Source organism: Bradyrhizobium sp. LA6.8 (genome assembly GCF_040547935.1).
In the GTDB taxonomy this organism is placed as follows: domain Bacteria; phylum Pseudomonadota; class Alphaproteobacteria; order Rhizobiales; family Xanthobacteraceae; genus Bradyrhizobium; species Bradyrhizobium barranii.
Map to the genome: position 1 here is coordinate 401,019 of NZ_JBEPQQ010000002.1, position 18,705 is coordinate 419,723.

Sequence of the window (18,705 nt, forward strand, 5' to 3'; positions counted from 1 at the left end):
GAGATTAAGCGGAGCGCCGCCCTTACTTCACCGCCCCAAAGCGGCTGTCAAACGAGTTCGACGACACCACCGGCGCGGCGCCCATGATCTGCGTCGCTTCACTCGCGCCATCCGACACCGACGGCTTCAGCGCCGGCCGCGTCGCGGCGAGGCGCGTGTCCGGCTTCACCGGTTCGGCCGGCTTGGCGGCGGCGACGGCCGGCTTCGGCGCGTCCTTGGACGTGTCGCGGCCGGGCACGAACCTCGTCACTGCGGCCTTCAGCCTCGACGTCGCGGTGGGTGGTGTTGCTGGCGCAGCGGTCGGGGCCACGGACGCGGTCGCTTGCGGCGGCGGCGTGGTCGCCGTGGTGTCGGCGGCGCCGAGGCCCATCTTGCGGCCGAGGTTGGAGAAGAAGCCGCCTGACGATTTCTCTTGGGATTTCTCGCTGGCCGGCGCGGCTGCGGCGACGCGGGTGGTGGCGGCGGGCGCGCTGACGGCGACGACCGGCTCCTGGTTCGCGGGAGCGGCGGCGACCGCATCGAGATTGGGCTTGGGCGGATTGACGTGTCCGGGGATCGTGCCCGGCGCCTTTGCCATCGCCAGCATCTCCAGGGTCGAGCCTTCGGCATTCTCCGACAGTCCGGTCGATCCCTCCGGAATCTTCGAGGCAAAAATCTTGTTCATGCCGCCGTCGATGCCGGTGTTCATGCGCGCGATCGGCGTGCCCTTGGCGACGAGCTTGTTGTACTCGACCTGGTCGCGCGCATCCTTGTCGCGCACCGCGCTGGCGATGTTCTCGGGGATCACATAGGCCGGGCACTTCGCGGACGCGTCGAACACCGGATCGCGCTTCGCGTCAGGCGTCTTCGTTGCGTCGAACACGTATTTGCGCTCGCAGAAATCGACCTTCGGCTCCTGCCGCGTCACCTCGAAATGATCATAGCCTTCCTTGATCATCTTCCAGAACGGCATGTTCGGGTTGTTCCGGTGCTTGGCCATGTTCACCGGCGTCATTTTGAACGGATAGGCCTGCAGCTGGAACGCCTTCTGCCCGCCGAAGAACGACTCGCGGCCAAGCGAATAGATCTCCGCGATCTGCTCGTCGGTCATCGCGTAGCAGCCGCGCGACGAACAATCGCCATGCACCATCAGCTGCGAGCCGGTGCGGCCGAGCGCCTTGTCGAACGCGTTCGGATAGCCCGTGTTGAACGAGAGATAGTAGGCAGACTGCGGATTCATCTGGCCCGGATTGATCGAGTAGAATCCCTCCGGTGCCTGGCGGTCGCCTTCGCGCACCTTGGGGCCGAGATCGCCCGACCAGCGGCAGATCGGATAGGTCTTGAGCAGCGCGAACTGGCCGTTGCGGGCCTGCTTCCAGACCTCGAGCTCGGCCTCCTGCTTGAACAGGCGGACCAGGATCGGCGATTGCAGGTCCATGTCCTTCTCAACCATCGCGGCGAGAAGCTTCGGCGGCACCGGCTGGTTGGCCTTGGCGTTGGTCGCGAGCGAAACCTGGTCGGTGTCGCAGCCGGCCAGCAGAACACTGGCCGTCAGCAGCGCAACCGAAGCCAAAAGCGCGCGAGCAAGCGAACGAGAAATCAAGATGGACCCCACACCGTGCCGGGCAGAGAGCGCGAACCCCAATCTCGAAGCATGATCCGACCGGAGATCCGGACCCGTCGTGACGGGCGTTTTCGAACCACGCTCCAGCGCTTGTGCCCTGAAGCCATTGATTAAAATTCTAACCTCTGGGTCATGTGGTCGCAACCCGACCGGGGATCACGAGCCCGTTGGCCCAGTGGCATGGTCAACGAAGACTAAATGGACGCGACTTTGGGCCGTACTTGGGCCTTCCGGCCCAATCCGGACAGAGATCGCTGATTTGGGCAAAAAAAGGGTTAACGGGGAGTTACTGGAGGTCTCGTAGGGTGGGCAAAGCGAAGCGTGCCCACCATTCTCTGCCGTCCGACCGGCTGGTGGGCACGGCGCTTGGCGCCTTTGCCCACCCTACGGCACCGAAAACGCCCGAATCAGCCCAGTTTCCGGCCGATATCGAGGAATTTCTGCCGCCGCTGCTTGCGGATGGCGTCGCCGTCGAGGCCGCGGAGCTCGTCAAAGGCTTTGGCGATGGCATCGCCCGTGGTGGCGATCATGGCGGTGGGGTCGCGGTGGGCGCCGCCGACCGGCTCCTTCAAGATGCTGTCGATCACCCCGAAGCGCAGCATGTCCTGCGCGGTGATCTTCATGTTGTTGGCGGCTTCCTGCGCCTTGGAGCCGTCGCGCCACAGGATCGAGGAGGCGGCCTCGGGCGAGATCACGCTGTAGATCGCGTGCTCGAGCATCAAGACTTTGTTGGCGGTGGTGATGGCGATGGCGCCGCCCGACATGCCCTCGCCGGTGATGATGGCGACGTTGGGCACGGTCAGCGCCATGCAGGCATCGGTCGAGCGTGCGATCGCCTCGGCCTGGCCGCGCTCCTCGGCGCCGATGCCGGGATAGGCGCCGGCGGAATCGGCAAGCGACAGCACGGGCAGGCCGAACCGCTCGGCCATCTCCATCAGCCGCACGCATTTGCGATAGCCCTCGGGCCGCGCCATGCCGAAATTGTGCCGGATGCGACTCTCGGTGGAATCGCCCTTTTCCTGGCCCATCACGCAGATGGCCTCACCGCGGAAGCGGCCGAAGCCGGCAACCAGCGCCTCGTCCTCGCCGAACTTGCGATCGCCCGCGAGCGGAGTGAATTCGGTGATCAGGCCCTTGATGAAGTCGTTGAAATGCGGCCGCTGCGGATGCCGCGCGACCAGCGTCTTCTGCCACGGCGTCAGGTTCAGATAGAGGTCGGCCAGCGCCTGCGCCGCCTTGTCCTCGATCTTCCCGATTTCCTCGGAGATATCGGTGCCCGAGGCCGCAAGCGTCCGCAGCTCGTCAACCTTGGAGTCGAGCTCGGCGACCGGCTTTTCGAAGTCGAGATAGCTGCGCATGTGATCTGGCATCAACTCAATATAGCGAGGACGGGGCGGGGCGTCGAAGCAGGTTTGGATCGGCGGAAAGAAATGTAGCTTCTTCAATGAGTTGGCTTGTGTGCTTGGAAGCAGCCCGCCAAATCATGCGTGAGGCCACGGCTCTTTCTGCGGAGATGTGGCCGAAGTCAAGGCGGTTTCATGGGTTGTCTGTAGCCCGGATGGAGCGAAGCGCAATCCGGGAAGGTCTTTCCGCGAGGCGGGCGGCCCCGGATTTCGCTGCGCTCCATCCGGGCTACAAGAGAACTATTTCTCCGCCAGCGGGTGCAGGTCGCGCACCAGGCTCTTCAGGCGCTCCTCGACCACATGGGTATAGATCTGGGTCGTGGAGATGTCGGTGTGGCCGAGCAGGGTCTGCACGATGCGCAAATCCGCGCCGTTGTGCAGGAGGTGGCTGGCAAAGGCGTGGCGTAGCACATGCGGGGAGACCAGCCGGGCCTGCAGCCCCGAGGCGACAGCAAGCTCTTTCAGGTCGCGGGCGAAATGCTGCCGCGTCAGATGCCCGCTCTCGCCGAACGATGGGAACAGCCATTTCGAGGCGGCCACGCTGTTCTTCTTGTCGGCTTTTGCCGCTTCCGTCGCCGCGAGATAATCGGCCATCGCCTGCCGTGAGGCCTCGTTGAGCGGCACCAGGCGTTCCTTGTTGCCCTTGCCGCGCACCACGATCATGCGGGCGTCGCGTTTTGCCGCGGAGCGCGGCAGCGCCACCAGCTCGGAGACGCGCAGGCCCGTGGCGTAGAGCACTTCGAGCAGGCAATAGAGCCGCAATGCGCGCAGCCGTTTCGAGGGCGAAGCGTCCTCCGCCTCGCTCAATTCCTTGGCGCGGCCGAGCATGCGGTCGACATCCGCGATCGACAGCACCTTCGGCAGGCCGCGGCCGCGCTTGGGGCCGGACAGGATCGCCGCGGGATCCTCGGTGCGGATGCGCTCGTTCAGGAGAAAGCGGTAGAGATGCCGCATCGCCGACAGCCGCCGCGCGACGCTGGTGGATTTGAAGCCGCGGCTGTCGAGATCGGCGAGGTAATCGCGCAGGATCTGCGTCTCGGCGTCAGCAAAGCTGTGCCCGACGCGGCCCAAAAATTCCGAGAAATCGGTGAGGTCGCGGCGGTAGGCGTCGAGCGTATTGGGGCCGGCGCCCTGTTCCGCCGCGAGCATGTCGAGGAACAGGCCGGTGAGCTTGCTGTCTGAGGGCTGTACGCGCATGCCCTAGAGGCTAGCTCCTATTTCTTGAGAAACTTATCCGGCGGGATCGTCACCGTCATTTCCCGCGACTTCGGGCTCACGAAGTTCGCCAGCGCGAAGACCACGCCATAGACGATGCCGGCGAGCACGGCGACGACCGTCAGGAAGCGGAACAGGCTGGGCATCGGGCAAGATCTCGGCGAGGGTCTCAGGCGTCCAAATTAACCAATGAAATCATCCAACATGTTCGCCGTTTCGTGGCAAGAGTCCTCTGGCGAGGGCCCCGAGGGGGTCGTATAGGTGGCCAAAGCATGCCGCCTTGGCGGCAGATCGAGCGAGACCCATGCCCGACGCCGCGTTGCCGATACAAGCTGCCCCTGAGGCCGACATCCTGTCGGCGCTCGGGACGCGCTCGATCGTGCTCGTCGGCATGATGGGGGTGGGCAAATCCACCATCGGCCGCCGCATGGCGGCCCGGCTCAAGCTGCCCTTCGTTGACGCCGACACCGAGATCGAGGTCGCTCATGCCGGCATGACCATACCGGAGATTTTCGAACGCCATGGCGAGCCGTATTTCCGGGATGGCGAGGCGCGGGTGATCGCGCGCCTGCTCGACGGCGAGCCGATCGTGTTGGCGACCGGCGGCGGGGCCTTCATGCGCGAGGAGACACGCAATCGCATTGCGGCCAAGGCGGTCTCGATCTGGCTCAAGGCCGACCCTGACGTCATCATGCGCCGGGTGCGCCGCCGCGCCGACCGCCCGCTGCTCCAGACCGCCGATCCCGAAGGAACCGTGACGCGCCTGCTCACCGAGCGCGAGCCGATCTATGGCCATGCCGACCTCACCATCGCCTCGCGCGACGTGCCGCACGACAAGATCGTCGAGGAATGCATCGAGACGCTGCGCGCCCATCTCCGCGGCGAACAAGCCGCCCAATCACCTGCCGACGTTGCGAGTGCCGTACGATGACTGCGCCGTTGAAACATTCAGATCCTGTCAACGTCGATGTCGCACTCGGCGATCGCGCCTATGACATCGTCATCGGCCGCGGCGTGCTGGCTTCGCTCGGCGAACGGGTCGCGCGCTTGCGGCCCGGCGTGCGTACGGCAATCGTCACCGATCGCACCGTCGCAAAATACTGGCTCGAGCCGACCGAAGCGTCGCTCGCTTCTGTCGGCATTCCGACCTCGCGCATCGTGGTCGAGGAAGGCGAGATCTCGAAAACCTATGCCGGCCTCGAAAAAGTCAGCGAGGCCCTGATCGCCGCGAAGATCGAGCGCAACGATCTCGTCATCGCGCTCGGCGGCGGCGTGGTCGGCGATCTCGCCGGCTTTGCGGCCGCGATCCTGCGCCGCGGCGTCGATTTCGTGCAGGTGCCGACCTCGTTGCTGGCGCAGGTCGATTCCTCCGTCGGCGGCAAGACCGGCATCAACTCGCCGCAGGGCAAGAATCTGCTCGGCGCCTTCCACCAGCCCGTGCTCGTCATTGCCGACACCGCCGTGCTCGACACGCTGTCGCCGCGTCAGTTCCGCGCCGGCTATGCCGAGGTCGCCAAATACGGCGTGCTCGGCGACGAAGCCTTCTTCACCTGGCTGGAGAAGAACCATTCCGATATCTTCAAGGGCGGTTCGGCCCGCGAGCACGCGATCGCTACCTCCTGCCGCGCCAAGGCCGGCGTCGTCTCGCGCGATGAGCGCGAGACCGGCGAGCGCGCGCTGCTCAATCTCGGCCATACCTTTGGCCACGCGCTGGAAGCCGCGACCGGTTTCTCCGATCGCCTCTTCCATGGCGAGGGTGTTTCGATCGGCATGACGCTGGCGGCGCAGTTCTCGGCGAAGCTTGGCATGATCGGCGAGGCCGATGCCGCGCGCGTCGAGCGTCACCTCATCGAGGCCGGCCTGCCGACGCGCCTGCAGGACATCGCCGGTTTCGCGCAGGAAGGGCTTGCCGACGCCGACGCGCTGATGGCGCTGATGGCGCAGGACAAGAAGGTCAAGCGCGGCAAGCTCACCTTCATCCTGCTGGAGGCGGTCGGGCGTGCCGTGATCGCGAAGGACGTCGAGCCGGCGCCGGTGCGCGATTTTCTCAAAGAGAAGCTCGCGCAGAAGGCTTGATGCGCGGCTAACCGGTTTTTGAGTGGTGCATGGACTGGCTCGGATTCACCATCGTCATTCTCTGCCTGCTCGTCTCGGGCTTCTTCGCCGCGAGCGAGACCGCGCTGACCGGCGCCTCGCGCGCCAGCATGCTGCGGCTCTCCAAGCAGGGTAACCACGACGCCGATGTCGTTTCGCAGCTGCTGGACATGCGCGAGCGCCTGATCGGCGCGCTCCTGCTCGGCAACAACATCGCGAATATCAGCGCGTCCGCGCTCGCCACCAGCATCTTCACGGCCTGGTTCGGCGATGTCGGCGTGCTCTATGCCACCGGCGTGATGACGGCGCTGGTCGTGATCTTCGCGGAGGTGCTGCCGAAGACCATCGCGATCAACGCGCCCGACCGCATGGCGCTTGCGGTTGCCCGCCCGATGCGGCTGACGATGTATGTGCTGGGACCGTTGCTGCGGATCGTCGAGGTCATCGTTCGTCTGCTGATGCGCTTGTTTGGTTTGGCCGGCGAGCACCAGGCGATCCTGTCGCCGACCGAGCGCCTGCGCGGCGCGGTCGACCTGTTGCACCACGAGGGCAAGGTCGAGAAGCAGGACCGCGACATGCTCGGCGGCCTGCTCGATCTGCGCGAGCTCCAGGTCTCCGACGTCATGATCCATCGCACCGAGATGATGATGATCAATGCCGACCTGCCGCCGGAGGAACTGGTGCGCGAGGTGCTGGCGACCGAGTACACCCGCATTCCGCTGTGGCGCGAGAAGCCGGAGAACATCATCGGCGTGCTTCATGCCAAGGATTTGTTGCGCGCAATCCGCGCATCCGACGGTGATACCTCGCGCATCGACGTCTCCACCATCGCGCTGCCACCCTGGTTCGTGCCGGAAATGCGCCCGGTCTCCGAGCAGCTCAAGGCGTTCCGGCGGCGAAAAACCCATTTCGCGCTCGTCGTCGACGAGTACGGCGAGGTTGAAGGCCTCGTGACGCTGGAAGACATTTTGGAAGAGATCGTCGGCGACATCTCCGACGAGCACGACGTCGTGGTCGCCGGCGTGCGCGCCCAGCCGGACGGATCGGTCGTGGTCGACGGCTCGGTGCCGATCCGCGATCTCAACCGCGCCATGGACTGGCACCTGCCCGACGAGGAGGCAACGACGGTCGCCGGCCTCGTCATTCACGAGGCGCGCTCGATCCCCGACCGCGGCCAGAGTTTCACGTTCCACGGTTTCCGTTTCCGCGTCCTCCGCCGCGAACGCAACCGCATCACCGCGCTCCGTATTTCACCGGTGCCGCGTGACGCGGAGATGGAGGAAGCCAAGCCCAAGCGGGCCGGGACGTCGTTTTGACGCACGGTGTCATCGTCCGCCTTGTGCGCAGTTGCGCACTGGGGCGGACGATCCAGTACGCCGCAGCCTATCGATTGAATCTCGCCAGCAGTGTTTACTGGATGCCCCGCCTTCGCGGGGCATGACAGCCGAATTGGCGAGCTAGGTCCCGCCTTCCCCCGGTGCCTGCGCGTGGATCGCGAGCGCGTGCACGCTGCCGGCAAGTTCCGCGGCCAGCGCCGAATTTATCATGCGGTGGCGATCGACCCGGCTCTTCCCTTTGAAGGCCTGGGACACAATATAAACGCGAAAGTGTGTTTCGCCGCTCGGTCGATGGCCGGCGTGGCCCTCATGCAAATGTGACTCGTCGACGACCTGCAGGCTTTCCGGCGTGAAAGCTTCCCGCAACTTGTTGCTGATAGTGTCTTTCATAACCATGAGTGCCATTAAAGCGCGCCGCCGCACTCCGTCAATTGCATAGGCCGCCTGCGGCGGCCGTACCTCGAAGACGCCGGAGTGAAACTTCGGCTGCGGGTTCCCAGCTAATTGCAATGTCAAGACTTGAAGGTTTTTGCATTGCGTAGTCAAAGTCAGTCATGCCGATCGATTCATCAAAGTTCTTCGACTCCATCCGGGTCAAGCCGAAAGGCAAGCAGCCGGAAGTGAAGCCGCGCGACGCCGTGGTCAATTGCGAATGGGCCGGGTGTCAGAACAAGGGCGCGCACCGTGCGCCGAAGGGCCGCGAGAACCAGCGCGAGTACTGGCACTTCTGCTTGAACCACGTGCGCGAGTACAACCAGAACTACAATTTCTTCTCCGGCATGAATGCCGATGCCGTCGCGCGCTACCAGAAGGATGCGCTGACCGGTCACCGCCCGACCTGGAAGATGGGCGCCAATGGCGGCAAGAAGGGCGCGGAAGCCGAGATCGACATGGCGTCCGATCCGTTCAGCATGTTCAGTGAGATCAACGGCCGCGCGGGCTGGCGGAAGGGTCCGCAGGCCGAGCCCAAGGCCGAGACGCGCAAGGTGATGAACGCCGAGCGCAAGGCGCTCCAGGTCATGGGCCTCGGCCCCGATTCCACGCTCGCCGACGTCAAGAGCAAGTACAAGGCGCTGGTCAAGCAGCACCACCCCGACGCCAACGGCGGCGACCGGTCAACCGAAGACCGCCTGATCGAGATCATCAAGGCCTACAATTACCTGAAGACGGTGGTCCGCGAGGCCTAGGCTACGCCTTCCGGGAAGGACAGTTCGCAAACCAGTCCTTCCGGCCTCCACTGCCGGGTAATGGTTCCGCGCAAGGTCCGGATGATGCCGTCGACCGCGCCGATTCCAAAGCCCTTGCGCGTCGGCGCCTCGTTGACCCGAGGACCGCCGCTCTCCGACCAGTGCAGCACGAGAGCCTCTGCACCTTTGGTCTCCCAGCTGATCTCCAACCTGCCCGAAGGCCTCGACAGCGCGCCATACTTGGCGGCGTTGGTGGCGAGCTCATGCAGCGCGACGGCGATCGACTGGGCCAGCGTGGGCGGCAGGCGGACGTCGTCTCCCGCGATCCTGATCCGCTCGCCGTCCCCGCTTGCGTACGGCCGGAGTTCCTCTTCGACGATGGTCTTCAGATTCGCGCCGGTCCAGCGCGAAGCCGAGAACAGCCTCTGCACGTTGGCAAGCGCGCTGAGCCGGCCTGCAAACACGGTCTGGAACTCTTCTGCGGTATCCGCCTTCGTCAGCCGCAGCATCGCCTGAGCCACTGCGAGCAGATTGTTGGAACGATGATCGACCTCGGAGGTGAGGAGCATCATCCTCTGCTCGGCCTGCTTGCGAGCCGTGATGTCCACCAGCATGTTGACCGCACCAACCAACCGGCCGCGTTCGTCGCGCAGCGGCGTCGGATATGGCATGAAGCAGATCCGGGAGCCGTCCGGCCGCTCGGCCACGGCCTCGACGTCGCGCACCGGCCGGTTCTGCTTGAGCGCGATTGCCATCGGGCATTCATCGTGGGGAAGCGCCGTGCCGTCGGGCAGATACAGCTTCCAGGTCACGCACCACATCTCGCCGATCTTCGGCATGCGTCCGGCAAAATCGATGCAGGCGCGATTGAAGAAGGTGATGCAGCCTTCCGCGTCGGTTGTGTAGATCGCGGCCGGCAGAGCCTGCAGCAAGTCGCGGAATCGTCTTTCAGAATCCGTGCCGGCCTCGGTCCGGTTGGCGGCATAGCCTGCGGCGATCTCGCCGATCCTGGCCTCGTCCGCTTGTCCAAACAGGTCCAGCATTGGAATCTTGATCCGAGGGGGCTCACGGTTAAGTCCCCAGACCCAAAGATGTTCCAAGTTCGTCGCCCGGACCGTGCGCGCGCTCCCGCAATTACGATCTCGCGCGACGGCTCTGCCGTGTCATCGTGCGTCCGGGCGAGGCACGACAGCACAGTGAACGGCCCGGCTGTCGTGCGCTTTCTACTCTATCCGACGGAAGCCTTCGGCATTTCACCCACATATGACGAACTCGGCCGGATCAGCCGCCCCGTCCGCTGTTGCTCGCGCGCATGGGCGGTCCATCCGGCTGCACGCGCCACGGCGAAGATCGGCGTGAAGGCCTGGCGTGGAATGGCGAGAGCATCGAGCAGAATCGCCGTGAAGAACTCCACGTTCGTCTCCAGCGGCCGGTCCGGATTCTTCTTGCGCAGCGCGCTGCGGATATAGGCCTCGACCTCGCCGGCAAAGGGCAGGTCGGCACCGTCCGCCGAAAGCCGCTCGATCGCGGCCTTGAGCACGTCGGCGCGCGGATCGCGCACGCGATAGACGCGATGGCCAAAGCCCATCAGCCGCTCGCCGCGGGCGAGGGCCGCATCGACCCATGGCTTGATGCGTTCGCTGGAGCCGATCGCATCGAGCATTTCCAGCACCGGCTCCGGCGCACCGCCGTGCAGAGGACCGGTCAGCGCGCAGTATCCGGCGGTGACGGCGGCAAACAGATCGGCCTGCGTCGAGGCCACCACGCGCGTCGTGAAGGTCGAAGCGTTCATGCCGTGGTCGCAGACCGTGACGAGATAGGCGTCCAGCGCCGCGACCTCGCGCGGCTCCGGTGAGGCGCCGCGCAGCATCCGCAGCGTATCGGCGGCATGGCTCGCATTCGGATCGGGCGCGACCGGCTCCAATCCCTTGGCACGACGGACCAGCGCGCCTGCGATCACCGGAAACGCGCCGACGATCGTCGCCTCATGTTCCAGCCCGTTCTCCGCGCGCAGGCCCGCGACCGCCGCGCGGAACCCGTCGACGATGCCCATGCCGCGTGTCGCCGGCAACAGCTCCGGCAAACGCGCGAACGCACGCTCGCGCGCCGCGCCCAGGCTCGCCCGCACATTGGCTTCGCTCAGCGTGGTCTTGCTCGCGCCATTCCAGAGCCGGGCGGTGACGCCCTCGAAGCTCGACTGGCTTGCGAGGGTGCCGACATGCTCGCCGGCGATGATCAGCTCGCCGCGCTCGCCATCGACATGGCTCAGCACGGTCTCGGCCGCGGGAACGCCGTCCAGCCCGATCTGGCTTTTGGTGAGGTGGATGTTCATGACCCAATCTCCTTTGCACTGCACCAGGAGAAAATCAGGCCTCTCGACAGATTGATCAATCTTGATTACATAAATCAATATGAATAATTCCGAGGAACTCTATCTGTCGGCCCGGGAGGCTGCCGCCGAGCTCGCGATCTCGCCGGCCACGCTCTACGCCTATGTCAGCCGTGGCCTGATCCGCTCCGAGCCGACGCCGGATTCGCGCAAGAACCGCTATCGGGCGGAGGACGTCCGCGCGCTCAAGGAGCGCCGGGTGCCGTCGCCGGAGCCGCGCGGCCTGCGCAGCTTCGATGCCGACCTGCCTGTCATGGACACGGAGATCTCGACCATCACCGAGGAGGGCGCGATCTACCGCGGCGTCAATTGCGTCGATCTCGCCGAGCACGACACGCTGGAGCACACGGCGACGCTGCTGTGGGACGTCTCCGACGTCGATCCCTTCACGCCGGACAATCAGCCCCAGATCTCCGACGAGATGCGCGCGATCGCTGAGGCCGCGCGCCGCGCCGCGCCGATCGACCGCGCCATCGCAGTGCTGGCGCTCGCGACCAGCGCGGACGCGCGTGCCTTCACCCGCGCGCCCGATGGCCGCGCGATGGTCGGCGGGCGCATTGTCCGGCTCCTGGTTGCGACCATGCTCAACGCCGAGCCGTCATCCGAGCCGCTGCACCAGCAGATCGCGAAGGCCTGGGCGCCCGACAACAAGCAGGCACCCGACCTCATCCGCCGCGCGCTGGTGCTGCTCGCCGATCACGAATTGAACGCCTCGACCTTCACCGCGCGCTGCGCGGCATCGACCGGCCTCAACCTCTATGACTCCGTCATCGCCGGCCTCGCCGCGTTGAAAGGGCCGAAGCATGGCGGCGCCGGCGTGCTGGCCTCGCAGCTCGTCAAGGCGTTGGTCGATCGCGATGTCGCCCCGATGGTGCGCGAGCGCGTCGCCCTGGGTGAGCGCTTTGCCGGCTTCGGCCACGGCGTCTACAAGCGCGGCGATCCCCGCGCGCAGTCGCTGCTGAACGCGCTGGCGCGTGCCGGCGCGCCGCGCAAATTCACGCGCGAAGTGCCGGAGCGGATCGTCGAGGCGACCGGCGAGCTCGTCAACATCGACTATGCACTGGCCGTCCTCGTGCACGCGCTGCGCCTGCCCTTAGGCAGCGAGCTCGCGCTGTTCGCGATGGCCCGCAGCGTCGGCTGGATCGCGCACGCCAGCGAGCAACTACAGTTCGGCAAGCTGATCCGTCCGCGGGCGCGCTATGTCGGACCGGCGCCGGGAAGAAGGGCTAGTTAGAATCTCTCAGCGAGCGCGTCGTCCTCCGCTGTCGTCCCTGCGCCCCGTGCGCAATTGCGCACTAGGCAGGGACGACGCCGGCGCACTAAGCCCGCGGCTTGGACGTCGCGACGAGGCCGTTCTGCCGGCGGCGGTAGTACCAGATGCCAAGGCCGCCGATGATCGCCACGGCCACCACCATCAAGATCCAGATGTGCTTGAACGGATGCCCATGGTGCGGCACGCCGAAATATTGGTGAAAGGCCGATACCGCCAGCACGCCCGGCAGCACATGCGCGGGAGCCCAGACCAGGATCGCCGGGATATTCACGGCATAAAACTTCGCAGGGGGCATCCCCAACGCGCCGGCGGTGACGGGCACGAAGGCGCGGATTGGCGGCACGAAACGGGCGAAGAACACGGCCCAGGTGCCGAAGCGGTGAAAGAAGCTTTCGCTCTCGGCGACCACCCGCGGATAGTTGGTCAGCGGCCAGGTGTTGAGGATCTCGCGCTGCCGCCGGTGCCCGATCCAGTAGGCCGAGCCGTCGCCGAGCACGGCGCCGATTGCCGCCGCCAGCAGCACCCATTGCAGCTTCAATTCCCCGCCTGGAACCAGCGCGCTCAGTGCCAGAATGATGGTCGAGCCGGGGATCACCGACCCCACCACCGGAACGGCTTCGAGCAGCGCCGCCAGGAACAGGGTCAGATAGGCCAGCCACACATGGGCTGAAACGAAGGATATGAGGGGATCGAGAAAGGACGTCACGTCGTCTTTCGTGGGGGGCTGGAGCACCGGGGTTCGGACCCTACATAAGTAGGTGCACGCGGTAAAAGTGCCATTCGCGTGGGCAGGCCACACCTCCCGCCCGAAATTCGAGCGTGATTCGCAAGGCAGCCCTCCAAAAATCGCGTTCCTTGCCTATCTAAATGAAAAGACAATGGAACTTTGATTGGGGCGCGGGCTTCTGCCGGCACGTTGTCTCTGATAAGTTCGCGACCGCACCCAGCCGCAGCCAACGTGCAAATAACTGGTCTCGGGATCGCCCGGGGCCTCGGAGGATTGATGACGACCGCCGCTCTGTCCAAAGTTGAGGAAATTTCCGGTCTGCCCGACATGAAGGTGTCGGTGCGCCAGGTGTTCGGGATCGACAGCGATCTCGAAGTCCCGGCCTATTCCGAAGTCGATCCTCATGTGCCCGAAGTCGATTCCGACTACCGCTTCGATCGTGCCACCACGCTCGCCATTCTCGCCGGCTTTGCCCGCAATCGCCGCGTGATGGTGACCGGCTATCACGGCACCGGCAAATCCACCCATATCGAGCAGGTCGCTGCCCGCCTGAACTGGCCCTGCGTGCGCGTCAACCTCGACAGCCACATCAGCCGTATCGACCTCGTCGGCAAGGACTCCATCGTGGTCCGCGACGGCAAGCAGGTCACCGAATTCCGCGACGGCATTTTGCCCTGGGCGCTCCAGCACAACATCGCGCTGGTGTTCGACGAATACGACGCCGGCCGTCCCGACGTGATGTTCGTGATCCAGCGCGTGCTGGAAGTCTCCGGACGCCTGACGCTGCTCGACCAGAACAAGGTGATCAAGCCGCATCCGGCCTTCCGCATGTTTTCGACCGCCAACACGGTCGGCCTCGGCGACACCTCGGGCCTCTATCACGGCACCCAGCAGATCAACCAGGGCCAGATGGACCGCTGGTCGATCGTCACCACGCTGAACTATCTCGCCCATGACGAGGAAGTGGAGATCGTGCTGGCCAAGGCCAAGCACTATCGCACGCAGGAAGGCCGCGACATCGTCAACAAGATGGTCCGCCTTGCCGATCTCACCCGTAACGCCTTCGCCAATGGCGATCTGTCGACGGTGATGAGCCCGCGCACGGTGATCACCTGGGCCGAGAACGCTGATATCTTCGGCGATATCGGCTTCGCGTTCCGGGTCACCTTCCTCAACAAGTGCGACGAGCTCGAGCGTCCCCTGGTCGCCGAGTTCTACCAGCGCTGCTTCAACGCGGAGCTGCCGGAATCGGCGGTCAACGTGGCGCTCAGCTAGACCATGCCAAACATCACCGTCGAGCGCACCATTGGGACCACCAAGAAGGCTGTGCTCGCCGGGCTCGGCGCCTATAACGACGAGCAGTTCGGGAAGCAGAAGGTCAGGAGCATCGCGGTCTCGCTGAAAGACCGCGGCAAGATCGTCGGCGGCATCGTCGGACACCTGTGGGCCACGGTTCTGTTCATCCAGTACTTCTGGATCGACCAGAAGCAGCGCGGCAAGGGTCTTGGCACGAAGCTGATCGCGGCGATCGAGGACGAGGCAAGACGGCAGGGCGCGATCCAGGCCCATGTCGACACGATGAGTTTCCAGGCGCCGGGCTTCTATCGTTCCTGCGGGTACGAGGAGTTCGGCACCCTCAAGGGCTATCCCGGCGGCGTGACGCGCCACTCGTTTACGAAGTCGCTATGAGCACATCATCATCCAACTCCAAATTCCGTAACACCAAGGAAGCCCCGACCGAGCCATTCAAGCGCTCGGTGGCCTCCTGCCTGAAGGCGATCGCGAAGTCGCCGGAGCTCGAGGTCAGTTTTGCTGCCGAGCGCCCTGGTCTGGCGCCGGGCAAAGCGCGGCTGCCCGAGCCCGCGCGCAAGATGACCAAGCGTGACGCTGCGATCGTGCGCGGCCACGCCGACTCCATCGCGCTCAAGATCGCCTGTCACGATGCAAAGCTGCATCGCAAGCTGATGCCCGGCAATCCGCAGGCGCGCGGCGTGTTCGAGGCGGTCGAGCAGGCCCGCGTCGAGGCGATCGGCGCGCGCCGCATGGCGGGCGTTGCGAAAAACCTCAGCGCGATGCTCGACGATCATTTCCATCGCGGCAAGTTCGACGAAATCACCGACCGTGCCGATGCGCCGCTGGCGGATGCGCTGGCGATGCTGGTGCGCGAGCGCCTGACCGGCATGGCGCCGCCCACGGCGGCGAAGAAGATGGTCGATCTCTGGCGGCCCATTCTCGAGGACAAGATCGGCAAGCGGCTCGACCGGCTCGATGGCCTGGTCGAGGACCAGACCAGGTTCGGCGACGCCGTGCATGACCTGCTGACCGCGCTCGAACTCGGCGACGAGCGCAGCGCCGACAGCGAAGACAACGATGACGACGAGGAAAACCGCGACGGCGACAACGACCAGTCCGGCGCCGAAGGCTCGCCCGATTCCGACGCCGCGCAGGAGATGAGCGCCGACCAGGCGCAGGCCTCCAGCGAAGAGATGAGCGAGAGCGCGATGGAAAGCGCGCAGGCCTCGACCTCCGACACGTTCGACGACGGCGAGCTCGGCGACGACGAGACGCCGGGCGAGGCGACGCGTCCGAACGCGCACGGCAAGAACGAGCCGCGCGGGCCGGAATATCATGCCTTCGCGCCGAAATTCGACGAGGTCATCGCGGCCGAAGACCTCTGCGACCATGACGAGCTGGAGCGCCTGCGCGCCTATCTCGACAAGCAGCTCGCGCATCTGCAGGGCATCGTCGCCCGCCTCGCCAACCGCCTTCAGAGGCGCTTGATGGCGCAGCAGAACCGCGCCTGGGACTTCGATCTCGAAGAGGGCATTCTGGATCCCGCACGGCTGTCCCGCGTGGTGACCGATCCCTATCACCCGCTGTCCTTCATGCACGAGAAGGAGGCGACGTTCCGCGACACCGTGGTGACGCTGCTGCTCGACAATTCCGGCTCGATGCGCGGCCGCCCGATCACGGTCGCCGCGACCTGCGCCGACATCCTGGCGCGCACGCTGGAGCGTTGCGGCGTCAAGGTCGAGATCCTCGGCTTCACCACGCGCGCCTGGAAGGGCGGGCAATCGCGCGAGGCGTGGCTTGCCGCCGGCAAGCCGGCCAATCCCGGCCGCCTCAACGATCTCCGTCACATCATCTACAAGTCCGCCGACGCCCCCTGGCGCCGCGCGCGGAAGAATCTCGGCCTGATGATGCGCGAGGGTCTGCTGAAGGAGAACATCGACGGCGAGGCGCTGGATTGGGCGCACAAGCGCCTGCTCGGCCGGCCCGAGCAGCGCAAGATCCTGATGATGATCTCCGACGGTGCGCCGGTCGACGATTCCACGCTGTCGGTCAATCCCGGCAACTATCTCGAGCGGCACCTGCGCCACATCATCGAGGAGATCGAGACCCGCTCGCCGGTCGAGCTGATCGCGATCGGCATCGGCCATGACGTGACGCGCTACTATCGCCGCGCGGTGACGATCGTGGATGCCGAAGAGCTCGGCGGTGCCATCACCGAGAAGCTCGCCGAGCTGTTCAGCGAGACCAACACCGCGCCCACGCATCAGGCCGGTCGCCCGCGACGCAAATTGCATTCGTGAGCGCGCAATCGTCCCGCCGCAGCTTTCTTGGCCACGCGGCGGCGGGATTTTCCACTCTCGCACTCTCCCGACTGGCGCAGGCGCAGCCGACGACCGAGCCGCCGCCGCGCACCGCGCAGATCGAGCACGCCGTCACCGAGCCGGTCAGCGTCGAGGTGAACGCGCGGCCGATTCCCAATTTCGAGCCGCGCGACCGCTCGCGCGTGCGCTTCGGTCAGCTGCAATATCGCAGCGGCCTGGTGCTGACCTCGCCCTATCGCGGCTTCGGCGGCCTGTCCGGCATCCGGCTCGATGCGAAGGGCGAGCGCTTCCTCGCGATCTCCGACCAGGGCGGCTGGTTCACCGGCAGCATCCGCTATTCCGGCGGCAAGATGATAGGGCTCGACGATGTCGAGGCGTCCCCGATGCTCAATTCCGAGGGCCGGCCGATCACGGAGAAGCGGTTCTGGTACGACACCGAGTCGCTCGCGCGCGACGGCAATGTCGTTTACGTCGGGCTCGAACGCGTCAACCAGGTCCTGCGCTTCGATTTCGCGAAAGGCGGCACGCGCGCCCGCGGCGAGGTGTTGCCGACGCCGCCCGCCGTGCGCAAGCTGCCCTCCAACAAGGGGCTCGAAGCGATGGTCGTCGTGCCGAAAGGCCAGCCGCTGGCAGGCACCCTGATCGCCTTCTCCGAGCGCGGGCTGGATGCCGACGGCAATCTGGTCGCGTTCCTGGTCGGCGGTCCGTCGCCCGGCCAGTTCAGCGTCCGCCGCACCGAAAAATTCGACATCAGCGATGCCGTGCTGCTGCCGTCCGGCGAGCTTCTCATCCTCGAACGCAAATTCTCCTGGTTCACCGGCATCAATATCCGCATCCGGTCGATCCCCCTGAGATCCATCGCGCCCAACGCGCTGGTCGACGGCCCTGCGCTGTTCGCCGCCGATCTCGGCCACGAGGTCGACAACATGGAAGGCATCGACGCCCACGTCACGCCCGAGGGCGAGACCGTTCTGACGCTGGTGTCGGATGACAATTTCTCGATGCTCCAGCGCACGCTGCTGCTGCAGTTCACGCTGGTGGAGTGAACGTCCGCCCGCCCTTCTCCGACAAACCGTCATGCCCCTCCGCCGCGCCATCCTCGCCCTTGTCCTCACGCTCGCTGCATCCTCGCCGGCCTTTGCCACGGCCGAGCATCGGTATGGAAAGAACGAATACGCCATCATCCAGGGCGGCCGTGCGCCGAATGGGAAGCTGTCCGTCGCAGCCCATGGCGGCCGCGAGTCCGGGAGCGAAGGCTTTCGCATCTACCTGATGGCTGAGCCCGGCCATCGCCGGCTGATGACGCTCGACAATGTCGACGACGACAACATTCTAGACTCGGCGCCGGATGCCTTCCACGCCGCCTGGTCGCAGGATTCGCGCACCGTCGCGGTCTCGTTCCGCAGCGAGCGCCATATCGTCACTCTGAATCTCTACGCCATCGAGGGCGGCCGCGCGCGGCTGGTCGCCGGGCCGGATCTGTTCCGCGACGTGACCGGCCGCAGCGTCGACATCAAGACCGACGGCGACATGCGCACATCCGTGCCCGCGCTGACATGGCAGGCGCCGCGCCGTTTTCACCTCACCGAGTACCGCGTGTTCGTGCTCGACGACACCGCGCTTGCCGACAAGCTCGGGTCGCTCGGCAAGGTCAGCAAGCGCGACGGCGGCGGCAACACGATCCAGTTCTCGGCCGAAGCCGACGGCGAACTGTTGCCCGACGGCCGCATCCGTATGGGCAAGCCCGTGCCGGGCAGGTTCGAGGAGCTGGAGTAGGGGCCCCGAATTCGATCGTCGTCCCGGGCTCGCGCTTCGCGTGCCCCGGGATGACAGCGGAGTTCCTGGCAAGCGGCCGAGGGTTAT

The 18,705-nt window shown here is 65.5% G+C and carries 18 protein-coding genes; 10 read left to right on the plus strand and 8 right to left on the minus strand.

What is annotated here, in order from left to right; translation table 11 throughout:
- Positions 1-22: 22 nt before the first annotated feature.
- From ABIA90_RS09000 to ABIA90_RS09015, 4 genes are all read right to left on the minus strand, one after another.
- On the minus strand, positions 23-1,582 hold the full coding sequence (locus ABIA90_RS09000; RefSeq protein ID WP_225005620.1) for a L,D-transpeptidase family protein: 1,560 nt from the start codon (positions 1,580-1,582) through the stop codon (positions 23-25).
- Positions 1,583-2,010: 428 nt separating this feature from the next.
- A complete protein-coding gene (locus ABIA90_RS09005; RefSeq protein ID WP_085403699.1) occupies positions 2,011-2,973 on the minus strand; it encodes an acetyl-CoA carboxylase carboxyltransferase subunit alpha in 963 nt (320 codons plus the stop codon).
- A 273-nt stretch (positions 2,974-3,246) separates the two neighbouring features.
- Positions 3,247-4,203, minus strand: a complete 957-nt coding sequence (xerD, locus tag ABIA90_RS09010; protein WP_354118586.1) for a site-specific tyrosine recombinase XerD — start codon at positions 4,201-4,203, stop codon at positions 3,247-3,249.
- 17 nt (positions 4,204-4,220) lie between these two features.
- Positions 4,221-4,367: a hypothetical protein gene (locus tag ABIA90_RS09015; protein ID WP_035730492.1), complete on the minus strand. Its 147-nt coding sequence runs from the start codon at positions 4,365-4,367 to the stop codon at positions 4,221-4,223.
- A 158-nt stretch (positions 4,368-4,525) separates the two neighbouring features.
- Between ABIA90_RS09015 and ABIA90_RS09020 the strand changes: the two genes are divergently transcribed.
- From ABIA90_RS09020 to ABIA90_RS09030, 3 genes are read left to right on the plus strand one after another with little or no spacing between them, the layout of a single operon-like run.
- Positions 4,526-5,152 carry a shikimate kinase gene (locus ABIA90_RS09020; protein ID WP_028149469.1) on the plus strand — a complete coding sequence of 209 codons (627 nt, stop codon included), beginning with the start codon at positions 4,526-4,528 and terminating at the stop codon, positions 5,150-5,152.
- Positions 5,149-6,297 carry a 3-dehydroquinate synthase gene (gene aroB / locus ABIA90_RS09025; RefSeq protein ID WP_354118587.1) on the plus strand — a complete coding sequence of 383 codons (1,149 nt, stop codon included), beginning with the start codon at positions 5,149-5,151 and terminating at the stop codon, positions 6,295-6,297. Before ABIA90_RS09020 ends, aroB begins: the two co-directional genes overlap by 4 nt.
- A 29-nt stretch (positions 6,298-6,326) precedes the next feature.
- Entirely contained in the window at positions 6,327-7,631 is a 1,305-nt protein-coding gene (locus ABIA90_RS09030) for an HlyC/CorC family transporter (RefSeq protein ID WP_354118588.1), read from the plus strand.
- A gap of 141 nt (positions 7,632-7,772) precedes the next feature.
- On the opposite strand, the gene ABIA90_RS09035 is transcribed toward ABIA90_RS09030, so the two are convergent.
- Entirely contained in the window at positions 7,773-8,048 is a 276-nt protein-coding gene (locus ABIA90_RS09035; protein WP_028149466.1) for a BolA family protein, read from the minus strand.
- A 158-nt stretch (positions 8,049-8,206) separates the two neighbouring features.
- On the opposite strand from ABIA90_RS09035, the gene ABIA90_RS09040 reads away from it, so the two are divergent.
- A complete protein-coding gene (locus tag ABIA90_RS09040; protein WP_014490400.1) occupies positions 8,207-8,839 on the plus strand; it encodes a J domain-containing protein in 633 nt (210 codons plus the stop codon).
- Here ABIA90_RS09040 and ABIA90_RS09045 read toward each other — a convergent pair.
- Complete coding sequence (locus tag ABIA90_RS09045; protein WP_135216430.1) at positions 8,836-9,882, minus strand: sensor histidine kinase; 1,047 nt, start codon at positions 9,880-9,882, stop codon at positions 8,836-8,838. The genes ABIA90_RS09040 and ABIA90_RS09045 overlap by 4 nt on opposite strands.
- A gap of 185 nt (positions 9,883-10,067) precedes the next feature.
- Entirely contained in the window at positions 10,068-11,171 is a 1,104-nt protein-coding gene (locus tag ABIA90_RS09050) for a citrate synthase/methylcitrate synthase (protein WP_354118589.1), read from the minus strand.
- A 79-nt stretch (positions 11,172-11,250) separates the two neighbouring features.
- On the opposite strand from ABIA90_RS09050, the gene ABIA90_RS09055 reads away from it, so the two are divergent.
- Positions 11,251-12,462, plus strand: a complete 1,212-nt coding sequence (locus tag ABIA90_RS09055) for a citrate/2-methylcitrate synthase (RefSeq protein ID WP_354118590.1) — start codon at positions 11,251-11,253, stop codon at positions 12,460-12,462.
- Between the two features lie 85 nt (positions 12,463-12,547).
- Here the strand turns inward: ABIA90_RS09055 and ABIA90_RS09060 are convergent, their stop codons facing one another.
- A complete protein-coding gene (locus ABIA90_RS09060) occupies positions 12,548-13,207 on the minus strand; it encodes a DedA family protein (RefSeq protein WP_071908469.1) in 660 nt (219 codons plus the stop codon).
- 297 nt (positions 13,208-13,504) lie between these two features.
- Between ABIA90_RS09060 and cobS the strand changes: the two genes are divergently transcribed.
- The 5 genes from cobS to ABIA90_RS09085 are packed head-to-tail and all read left to right on the plus strand — an operon-like array spanning position 13,505 to position 18,618.
- Positions 13,505-14,503, plus strand: a complete 999-nt coding sequence (cobS, locus tag ABIA90_RS09065) for a cobaltochelatase subunit CobS (protein ID WP_063980631.1) — start codon at positions 13,505-13,507, stop codon at positions 14,501-14,503.
- 3 nt (positions 14,504-14,506) lie between these two features.
- Entirely contained in the window at positions 14,507-14,917 is a 411-nt protein-coding gene (locus ABIA90_RS09070; protein WP_028149462.1) for a GNAT family N-acetyltransferase, read from the plus strand.
- Positions 14,914-16,821, plus strand: a complete 1,908-nt coding sequence (gene cobT / locus ABIA90_RS09075; protein ID WP_014490393.1) for a cobaltochelatase subunit CobT — start codon at positions 14,914-14,916, stop codon at positions 16,819-16,821. Before ABIA90_RS09070 ends, cobT begins: the two co-directional genes overlap by 4 nt.
- Entirely contained in the window at positions 16,818-17,888 is a 1,071-nt protein-coding gene (locus ABIA90_RS09080; protein ID WP_135216435.1) for an esterase-like activity of phytase family protein, read from the plus strand. Before cobT ends, ABIA90_RS09080 begins: the two co-directional genes overlap by 4 nt.
- Positions 17,889-17,919: 31 nt before the next feature.
- A complete protein-coding gene (locus ABIA90_RS09085; protein WP_354118591.1) occupies positions 17,920-18,618 on the plus strand; it encodes a hypothetical protein in 699 nt (232 codons plus the stop codon).
- Positions 18,619-18,705: the final 87 nt, after the last annotated feature.